General features: G+C 67.7%; 13 protein-coding genes. 4 read left to right on the plus strand and 9 right to left on the minus strand.

Features of this window, described 5'->3' with window-relative positions; genetic code table 11:
* Positions 1 to 147: 147 nt before the first annotated feature.
* Positions 148 to 1074 carry a class A beta-lactamase gene (gene bla / locus ACFVIV_RS31270; RefSeq protein ID WP_379202531.1) on the plus strand — a complete coding sequence of 309 codons (927 nt, stop codon included), beginning with the start codon at positions 148 to 150 and terminating at the stop codon, positions 1072 to 1074.
* 498 nt (positions 1075 to 1572) lie between these two features.
* Positions 1573 to 2409: a MerR family transcriptional regulator gene (locus tag ACFVIV_RS31275; protein ID WP_379202533.1), complete on the plus strand. Its 837-nt coding sequence runs from the start codon at positions 1573 to 1575 to the stop codon at positions 2407 to 2409.
* Positions 2410 to 2517: 108 nt separating this feature from the next.
* Here the strand turns inward: ACFVIV_RS31275 and ACFVIV_RS31280 are convergent, their stop codons facing one another.
* Together ACFVIV_RS31280 and ACFVIV_RS31285 are read right to left on the minus strand one after the other, a co-directional pair.
* Entirely contained in the window at positions 2518 to 2718 is a 201-nt protein-coding gene (locus ACFVIV_RS31280; RefSeq protein WP_379202535.1) for a DUF397 domain-containing protein, read from the minus strand.
* Positions 2708 to 3607, minus strand: a complete 900-nt coding sequence (locus ACFVIV_RS31285) for a helix-turn-helix domain-containing protein (protein ID WP_379202537.1) — start codon at positions 3605 to 3607, stop codon at positions 2708 to 2710. Before ACFVIV_RS31285 ends, ACFVIV_RS31280 begins: the two co-directional genes overlap by 11 nt.
* A gap of 182 nt (positions 3608 to 3789) precedes the next feature.
* On the opposite strand from ACFVIV_RS31285, the gene ACFVIV_RS31290 reads away from it, so the two are divergent.
* Complete coding sequence (locus tag ACFVIV_RS31290) at positions 3790 to 4179, plus strand: hypothetical protein (protein WP_379202539.1); 390 nt, start codon at positions 3790 to 3792, stop codon at positions 4177 to 4179.
* Positions 4157 to 4471, plus strand: a complete 315-nt coding sequence (locus tag ACFVIV_RS31295) for a hypothetical protein (protein WP_379202541.1) — start codon at positions 4157 to 4159, stop codon at positions 4469 to 4471. The genes ACFVIV_RS31290 and ACFVIV_RS31295 overlap by 23 nt, the downstream gene beginning before the upstream one ends.
* A gap of 1 nt (position 4472) precedes the next feature.
* Here the strand turns inward: ACFVIV_RS31295 and ACFVIV_RS31300 are convergent, their stop codons facing one another.
* The 7 genes from ACFVIV_RS31300 to ACFVIV_RS31330 all read right to left on the minus strand — a co-directional run bounded on the left by ACFVIV_RS31300 (position 4473) and on the right by ACFVIV_RS31330 (position 8913).
* Positions 4473 to 5042, minus strand: coding sequence for a dihydrofolate reductase family protein (locus tag ACFVIV_RS31300; RefSeq protein ID WP_379202543.1), 570 nt, complete (start codon positions 5040 to 5042; stop codon positions 4473 to 4475).
* Positions 5043 to 5081: 39 nt separating this feature from the next.
* On the minus strand, positions 5082 to 5471 hold the full coding sequence (locus ACFVIV_RS31305) for a DUF1801 domain-containing protein (RefSeq protein WP_379202545.1): 390 nt from the start codon (positions 5469 to 5471) through the stop codon (positions 5082 to 5084).
* A gap of 40 nt (positions 5472 to 5511) precedes the next feature.
* The gene (locus ACFVIV_RS31310; protein WP_379202547.1) at positions 5512 to 6525 is read right to left on the minus strand and encodes an MsnO8 family LLM class oxidoreductase; all 1014 of its coding nucleotides are present in this window, start codon (positions 6523 to 6525) and stop codon (positions 5512 to 5514) included.
* An 82-nt stretch (positions 6526 to 6607) separates the two neighbouring features.
* A complete protein-coding gene (locus ACFVIV_RS31315; RefSeq protein ID WP_379202549.1) occupies positions 6608 to 7471 on the minus strand; it encodes an IclR family transcriptional regulator in 864 nt (287 codons plus the stop codon).
* Positions 7468 to 7842 (minus strand): 4-carboxymuconolactone decarboxylase, encoded by a 375-nt coding sequence (pcaC, locus tag ACFVIV_RS31320; protein WP_379202712.1) that lies wholly within the window; start codon positions 7840 to 7842, stop codon positions 7468 to 7470. The genes ACFVIV_RS31315 and pcaC overlap by 4 nt, the downstream gene beginning before the upstream one ends.
* Before the next feature lie 20 nt (positions 7843 to 7862).
* Positions 7863 to 8633, minus strand: coding sequence for a 3-oxoadipate enol-lactonase (gene pcaD, locus ACFVIV_RS31325; RefSeq protein ID WP_379202552.1), 771 nt, complete (start codon positions 8631 to 8633; stop codon positions 7863 to 7865).
* A gap of 112 nt (positions 8634 to 8745) precedes the next feature.
* Positions 8746 to 8913, minus strand: a complete 168-nt coding sequence (locus ACFVIV_RS31330) for a hypothetical protein (protein WP_379202553.1) — start codon at positions 8911 to 8913, stop codon at positions 8746 to 8748.
* Positions 8914 to 9090: the final 177 nt, after the last annotated feature.

The raw sequence follows: 9090 nt of genomic DNA on the forward strand, positions 1-9090 counted from the left end.
CCCCTTGTCCCCCCCCCGCACCCCGGGGTTTTGTTGGGGCCCCAACCCCCCCGCCCGCTTCCCCCCCCCCCACCCCCCACGCCGGAATGACGAGGAAATGACGAGGAAACGTCCCACTCGAGGCTGCTACTTCTGGGAGGACCAGCGATGAGCTCGCCGATTGTCAGCCGCCGCGCACTACTGGGGGCGGCGCTGCTGTTACCGGTGGCTGCGTGCGCGAGGACAGAGACCTCGAGTGCGCCGCCAACGGCCACTGCCGCAGCCAAAACGACCACGACGGCGGTCGCGGCCGAGGCCGATCATCCTCGGCTCGTCGAGTTGGAGCGCCAATTCGACGCTCGTCTCGGCGTCTTCGCCCTGGCGACCGGAACCGGCGCGACCATTGTTCACCGGGCCGATGAGTCCTTCGCGTTCTGCTCCACGTTCAAGGCGCTGGCCACCGCCGCGGTGCTGCAGCGAAATCCGCTGTCGCACTTGGATACCGTCGTGACCTACACCGAGGCCGACCTCATGAAGAGCTCATTCATCACCCGTGATCACGTGGCCACCGGCATGACCCTTCGCGATCTGTGCGACGCCGCCGTCCGCTACAGCGACGGCACCGCGGGCAATCTGCTGGTGCGCGACCTCGGCGGCCCCGAGCGCCTCACCGAATACACCCGCACCCTGGGCGATTCCGTCACCCGCATGGATCGCGTCGAGCCGCTCATCACCGAGGCCACGCCCGGCGACCCGCGCGACACCACCACCCCCCGCGCCCTCGGCGCCAACTTCCAAAAACTGGTCCTCGGCGACGCCCTCCCCGAGGACAAACGCGCCTTCCTCCGCGACCTACTGGAGCGCAGCCTCACCGGCGCCCAGCGCATCCGAGCCGGACTCCCGCAAGACTGGACGGTGGCCAACAAAACCGGCACCGGCGACTACGGCACCCTCAACGACATCGCCATCACCTGGCCCCCGGCCTCCGCCCCACTGGTCATCGCGATCATGTCCAGCAAGACCACCAAGGACGCCCCCTACGACCAAGCCCTGCTGGCCCGCACGGCCGAATACATAGCCGCCACGCTCGTCTGAGCCGCCGCAGTCGGCCAAGCCGCACACTCATGCGAGCCGCACAGTCGTGCGAGTCGCCGCGGTCGTCCGACCCGCACAGTCCTGCGAACCACCGCAGTCGTCCGACCCGAACAGTCGTCCCAGCCGCTGCAGTCATCTGAGCCGCACAGTCGTGCAGGCCGCGCAGTCGTACGAGCTGCCGCAATCGTCCGAGCTGCCGCAATCATGCGAGCCGCACACTCACGCGAGTCGCCGCGGTCGTCCGAGACGCACAGTCCAGCCGAGTCGCCGCAGTCGTCCGCACAGTCCAGCCGAGTCGCCACAGTCGTCCGCCCCGCACAGTCGTCCAAGCCGCCGCAGTCGGGTGAGCCGCGCAATCATGTGAGCTGCAGCAGTCGTCCGAGACGCGCAGTCGGGTGAGCCCCGCAGTCTGGTCAGCTGTGCAGGCGGGTGAGCTTTGCAGGCGGGTGAGCTTTGCGCGGTGGCCGGGGGTTGTGGCCGATGCGCGATACTGGGGCGATGGCATCTGGCTTCCGTGTTCCCGAACAGTCCGTTGCCGGTGAGTACGCCGATGATGGGCTTACCGTGGGGCGGACGGCCGGGCTTGTCGGGCTCAGTGTGCGGACGCTGCACCATTGGGATGTGATCGGGTTGGTGCGGCCGAGCGACCGTACCTCGGCCGGGTATCGGCTGTATGCGCCCGCCGATATCGCCCGTATCCATCGCGTTCTGGTTTATCGCGAGCTTGGCTTTCCGCTGGCTCAGATCGCCCAGTTGCTGGACGATCCCGCCACCGACGCGCGCGAGCACCTTCGGCGGCAGCGCACCGAACTCGTCGACCGGATCGCCCGGCTGGAGAGCATGGTCGGTGCGGTGGATCGCATGCTCGAGGCGTCGGCCAAGGGGATGCAGCTGACTCCCGAACAACAGGTCGAGATCTTCGGCAGCGACTGGCAGCCCGAGTGGATCGAGGAGGCCGAACAGCGCTGGGGCGACAGCGCGCAGTGGGCGCAGTGGGCCGACCGCACCGCCGACTGGACTCCCGCCGACTGGACCCGGATCACCGCCGAAACCAATGAGCTGAACGCCGATCTCGCCACCGCCAAACGCGACGGCGTCTCCCCTGGCTCGGCCGAAGCCAATGCGCTGGCCGAGCGCCACCGCGCCCTGATGTCCCGATACTTCGACTGCACCCGTTCCATGCAGTCCTGCATGGCCCGCATGTTCATCGAAGAACCCGGCTACGCCGACTACTACGACGCCTTCGAACCCGGCCTGTGCGCGTGGTTCCGCGACATCATCTACGCGAATGCCCGCACCCACGGCATAGACCCGGACTCCGCCCGCTGGGAGTGAATGGCACAGCCCGCGATTCGGGCAAGTGAAACGACATCGACCGGGAACTGGTGGCGGCAAAACCCGAGAAGGGTCCGCCACCAGTTCCCGGTCGGTGATGTTTCAGATCTAGAGGTGCTCGCCGGCGGCTAGACCGGCGGTGAAGGTGTCCCATTCGCCGGGTGTGAAAACCAGTGCGGGGCCGGTGGGGTCCTTGGAGTCGCGCACTCCGACCATGCCCTCATCGAGGAACGCGACTTCGACGCACTGGGAACCGGTTTCGCTGTAACTGCTCTTGAACCAGTCTGCTCGGGCCGGGTCAATGTTCACGTTCAAACTCCCTTGCTACCCGGCGCACCAGGTCTCGCGATCGCACCTCATCCAGCGTTTCGGCTCGGATGGCTTCGGCCAATTCAATGTAGCGCTGGACATCGTCGTGCTTTTCGATGTAAAGGTCGCTGGTCAGCCGCCCCTCGACGTAGACGACCGGCGGCTCGATCTGCCTGTTCTTGGCGTCGGTGCCGAAGTCCAGCAGCACGAATGGACCATGTTGGAAACCCCAGGTGTACCCGGCTGAGTACGGTTGAATCCGCACTGTCACATTGGGTTTCGTGCTGAGGTCGGCGACGTGTTTCAGTTGGGTGGCCATGACGCGGTTGCCGCCGACGACACGGCGCAGCGCGGCTTCGTGCAGCAAGACTTCGACCGTCAGCGGATTGGCCTTACGGGTTACGATCACTTGCCGTTTCAGGCGGATGTCGACGCGCCTTTCGATATCGTCCGCGCTCGCGAAGCCAGGAAAGGCGTGAAAGACAGCACGGGCGTAGTCCGCGGTTTGCAGCAGTCCGGGAATCTGCTCTTGGTAGGTGACCTGGCGGCGGGCAGAACGTTCCATGCCGACGTACATATTGAACGCGTCGCTGAACAACCCACCGAGCGAGAAGATCCCATCCTCGTCTTTGGCCGTGGCAGCCCGGTATGCCAGTCCGACAGCCTGCTCGGTCTCGTCTGCGTCGACCTCGTAGAGCATGCACAGCTCCCGCACGTCCTGTCGGCGGGGCTTGACGGTGCGGCCGGCTTCCAGGCGTTGTAATGCGTTGAAGCTGAGCTGAACCTGGACCGACGCTTGCTCGAGAGTCAAGCCGGTCGCCTGACGCCGTTCCCGCAGAAACCGGCCCAGCTGGCGGCGCAACAGGGTCGGCGACTCGTCCTCTGCCATGGCTACCCCCGAAAGTGAATACACCTGACAACCGAATCTGAATATTGCTTCGCGGCAGATCTGCCTTCTGTCTTGGGATTTCAGGCTACCTGATCTGAATATTCAGATTCTATGTTTTCGGATATGTCGCCGGTGATGTGCTGGGCCAACGGACGGCAGTGACGACAGGGAGGCCAGTGGCAATGTCCAGCACGAACCAATGGTCGGTGCAGGCGATCATCGAACGCGTCGACCGCGAAAATCAGCAGACCGCCGGCGCACGGCACCCGGCTCCCGAGTCGCCCACTGCCGGGTATTCGGTGCGCGGATTGTGGTCGTGCTACGCCGATCCCGGCGAGTTGAGCACCGCCCAAGCCCACACCGCCATGCAACTGCACCTCGGGTGCGGGGTGGAGACCTGCCGGGTGCGGCGGCGGGCGCGCACCGCACTGGTCGCGGCCGGGCGCATGATCCTCGACCCGCGCGCGGCACGGGAACCCGCCGCACCGCGCAGATCACTGCTCACGCTCTTGCGGATCGCGGTATTCGGTTATGGCACAGCGTTCCTCGGTGGTCGTCATGCCCTGCGATGATCCCGACCGGATGGAGATCCAGGTCATCGTGGACGTGCTCGACACCATCGAGGCACGGCTGTGCGAACGTGAGCGCTGCGGGTGGCGGCTGACCGTGCCCCGCTCGTACATCTACGCCGCGGTGCTGCACGCGGTCATTGTCAGCGCCCGCGCATCGCACCGGCTGCCGGCCACGCTCGACCATGCGGAGGTCCTCGACGCCATCTTCGACGGCACCGAACCGCCGTGCCGGGGTGGGACCGGCCGACCGGTCGAGGACCTCATCGGGCTCCACACCGTGCACGTGAACTGATCTAGTCGCGCACCGGGACGAAGCGGAGCAGGACCGAGCCCGTTGCGGGGAAGGTGCGGTTCTCCACCAGCTCGAGCTTGACCCATTGCTCCAGGGTCGGGAAGAACGGGGTGCCGCCGCCGACCACGACCGGGCTGACCATCACCAGGAACTCGTCCACCAGACCGGCCTGGACCAGCGGCGCGGCCACGGTGGCGCCGGCGACCTCCAGCATGCCGTCGGTCTCGGCCTTGAGCTTCTTCGCGACCTCGACCACATCACCCCGTTCCAGGCGTGAGTTCGAGTCGACTGAGGTGAGGGTTTGGGAGAACACCACTTTCGGCATCGCACACCACAATCGGGCGTACTCCGATTCGATCGGGGTGATGTCCGGGTTCTGGTCGGCGGTCAGCCAGTATCCCGCCATCAGTTCGTACAGCTTGCGGCCGTACAGCGACAACGCGGTGTCGCCGACGCGGTCGTTCCAGAACTGGTGTACCTCTTCGTCCGGTCCGACATCGGGAATCTCCCCCTTCGCGTCGGCAATGTAGCCGTCCACCGTGACATTCATGCCATATGTCAGTTTTCCCATGACACTACAGACGGCCCGGGCGTACGGAATTCATCGATCTCAGCCTTTCAGCTTGCGCCAGCCGCCCGCGCGATTGTTGGCGATGATCTGCTCGAACATCGCCAATAACGCAGGGGCATTGAGTTTCTCGCCCTCTTTGACGGCCACCGTGCGCGCCGTCTTGTTGTCGTGCCCGCCGGTAATGATCCCCTCCGGATCGGGCACGATCGCACCGTCGTAGAGGAAGACGTTCACATGCGTCTTGGCGGCCAGCAGCGCGCAGATATTGCCCTGCAGAACGAAATACGGCTGCACGGTCCGCTTGATGGTCTCCTCGACCTCCGGATCGGCGGCGTGCACGAGATCCCGCACCTCGTGGCAGATTCGCTGCTGCCAGTCGGGTAGCGCGTCGATATAGGCGTCGACGCGGGGGTCGGCCACATAGGACATGAGCCGATCCTGGCACAGGGGTCCGACAGCCGGGTGGATTTCAGGCGGTCGCGGGCGCGAGCAACCCGACGGCCGCCGCCAGGCGGCGATGCGATTCGAGGCGGGCCGCGCGATCGTAAGTGCTGGTGTGCACCAGGATCTCGTCCGCGCCCGTGCGGGTGACCAGACCTGCCAGGGCCGCGGTGACGGTGGCCTCGGGGCCGTGGATGTGACCGCGCAGGGACTCCTCGAAGAGGCGGCGCTGGCGGTCGGTCATGGGCTCGCGATCGATCTGGTCGGGAGAGATCAGGGGCGGGAATTCGCCGTGCGTGCGCGAGTAGGCGGCCGACCACGCCTCGGGCAGGAGCAGGCGGTGCGCTTGCTCCTCGGTATCGGCGATGACCGCGGAGACCGAGACGACGACGTAGGGTTCGCTGCCCCAGTAGCCGGGCCGGAAGTCGGCGCGGTACCGGTTGATCGCCTCGACCATGGCGTCCTCGCCCGCGAGCTGGGCGATCACCAGGGGCAGTCCGAAGCGGGCGGCACGCTCGGCGCCGGAACCGACGGCGAGCAGGAAGGCGGGGATGCGCAGGCCCTCGGCCGGCCAGGCGTGCACGCCCAGGCGGCCGCCGGCCAGGTAGTCCCGGAGTTCGCCGAGCTGGGCGTCGAAATCCTCGGCATCGCGTTTGTCGTGGCCCAGGGCGCGGCGGACGCCGTCGGTGAAGCCGACCGATCGGCCCAGGCCCATATCGATGCGGCCCGGATAGAGCGACTCCAGGACGCCGAACTGTTCGGCCACCACCAGCGGCTGATGGTTGGGCAGCATGACCCCGCCCGTGCCGACCCGGATGCGCTCGGTGGCCGCGGCCACGGCGGCGGCCAGCACCGTGGGCGCGGAGCCGGAAACGCCGGGCACGCTGTGGTGTTCGGAGACCCAGAAGCGGTGGTAGCCCCAGCGCTCGGCCAATCGCGCGAACTCGACGGTCTCCCGCAGCGCCTCCGGATGCGTCTGCCCCTGCCGCCGGCGCGAACGGTCCAGGATCGAGAAGCGAGTCTGTTGCAGCACCGAGCTCATGCCCAATGCCAACGCACCGGGGCGCGGTTGATTCCGCGGCGAGCGGACCTGCTGATTCAGGTGCGGCGGGTGATCGGCGAGCTCAGCCCAGGCGGGTTATGGGTTTGGCGGCGGCGAGATCGCGTTCGATGGCCTGCGCGGCGGTGCGCAATCGCGGCAGCAGTTCGGCGTGGATGTCGTCGAGGGTGCGGCGGGTGGCGTGGGTGGAGATGTTCACCGCGGCGGCGACCGCGCCGGTCGCATCGCGCACCGGAACGGCCACCGAGCGCAGGCCCTCCTCCAATTCCTGGTCGACGATCGAATACCCCTGGGAGCGGACGCTTTCCAGCTCGGCGCGCAGGACGGCCGGGTCGGTGACGGTATTCGAGGTGAAGCGGTCCAGGGTCGTCTCGCGCAGATAGTCGTCGAGTTCGGCGGCGGGCAGGCCGGCCAGCAGCACATGCCCCATCGACGTGGCGTAGGCCGGGAAGCGGGTGCCGATATTGATGCTCACGGTCATGATCCGGGAGGCGGCGACGCGCGCCACGTAGACCACGTCGGAGCCGTCCAGCACGGAGACCGAACTGGATTCGCGCACCTGCGCGGAGAGCTGTTCCAGGTGCGGTTGCGCGACCTCGGGCAGGGTCATGCTGGACAGGTAGGAGTAGCCGAGCTCCAGCACCTTGGCCGTGAGCGAGAAGCGTTTGCCGTCGGTGCGGACGTAACCGAGGTCGGCGAGGGTGAGCAGGAAGCGGCGGGCGGCGGCGCGGGTGAGGCCGGTGGAGCGGGCGACATCGGAGAGCGTCAGCTGCGGGCTGTGCGCGCTGAACGCCTTGATGACCGCGAGCCCGCGCTCCAGCGACTGCACATAATGCGCGCCCCGGGCGGTGTCGTCCGCTGCGCTCAACGGGGTGTCCTCCGCTGCGCCCAGCGCAGGGTCGCCCGAGCCGTCCGGCTCACCGGTCATCGATCCTCCTCGCCCGAGCGTTCCGCCGCGATCTCGGCCAGCACCTGCTGCCCGATCGCGAAGGCGGCATTGGCGGCGGGCACGCCCGCGTACGCGCCGGTGTGCAGCAGCACTTCGGCGATCTCCTCCGAGGTGAGGCCATTGCGCAGCGCGGCGCGCACATGCATGGCGATCTCCTCGTGCCGCCCGAGGGCGGTGAGCACGGCCAGCGTAACGCAACTGCGCGTCCGCCTGTCCAAGCCCGGACGCGTCCAGATCGAGCCCCACACGGCCTCGGTGATGTACTCCTGGAAGGGCCGCGTGAAGTCGGTGGTGCGAGCCACCGCGCGATCCACATGCGCATCGCCCAGCACCTCGCGGCGCACCGCCATACCCTGCTCCGCGCGCTCGCTCACGAATTCTCCTTCACATGCTCCAGAATCAGCGGATTGACCTGTGCCGCGGCCTCGGTGGTCGCCAAATGCGCTCCGGGACCGACGATTTCGAACCGCGCCCCCGGAATGGCGGCGGCGATCCTGCGCCCGTCCTCCGGGGTGGTCGCGGGATCATCCGCCCCGGAGATCACCAGCGTCGGCGTCGTGATCCCACCCAACCCCGCCGCGATATCCATGGTTTCGATTGCGGCGCAACAGGACACATACCCCTCGATGGGCTGACTCGCCACCATCGCACTGAAATAGCGCACCCCCTCCGGATTATCCCGCTGCCACCCCGCCGTGAACCACCGGTTCATCGACGTCTCCGCCAGCCACCCCATCCCCTTCTCCCGCACGATCCGCGCCCGATCGGCCCAATTGACCGGCGGCAACTCCGCCGCCGTACAGCACAGCGTCAACGACGCCAGCCGCTCCCCCGCGTTCTCCCCCAACCACATTCCCACCATCCCGCCCAACGACAACCCCACCCAATGCGCCCGCTCCACCCCCAGCCGATCCAACAGCCCCACCGCATCCCCACCCAAATCCGCCAGCCGGTACGGCCCCTCCGGCACCGGCGACCCCCCATGCCCGCGATGATCGACTCGAACCACCCGATACCCGGCCGAGGTCAACGGCCCAACCTGCGCCTCCCACATCCGCAGATCACTCCCGATGGACCCGCTGAGCACCACGACCGGTCCATCCTCCGGCCCCTCGGCCACAAAGTTCACCGAAACACTCACCGCCCGACCACCTTCCACCCGTCGATACACGGCTGACCGCCCAGCGCGCCAACCACCGCGGCCATCGTCCCCGTCTCCCACTCTGCGACCAGCGCATCCACACCTGCGGTGCTCATCGCGCCCGTTCCTTCCAGTCGCGCAACGCGGCGGCGATGAACTCCGTCGTCGAGCCGAGGTACCGCGCCGGATCCAGCAACTCCCAAATCCGCTCCTGCCCCAGGTACTTCCCGATCACCGGATCAGCGGCCAGCCGAGCGGCAAGTTCACCCGCCCCGCTCAACTGCACAGCAGACCCGCTCGCCCTCCCGGCACCCCCGCTCGCCGTCCCGGCAGCCCCGCTCGCCGTCCCGGCAGCCCCGCTCGCCGTCCCGGCAGCCCCGCTCGTCATCCCGGCGTGGGGGGGGGGGGGGGGGGGCAAGGCGGGGGGGGGGTGGGGGCGAAACACCCCCCAGGGGCA

This window comes from Nocardia sp. NPDC127526 (assembly GCF_042672265.1).
Classification (GTDB): Bacteria; Actinomycetota; Actinomycetes; order Mycobacteriales; family Mycobacteriaceae; genus Nocardia.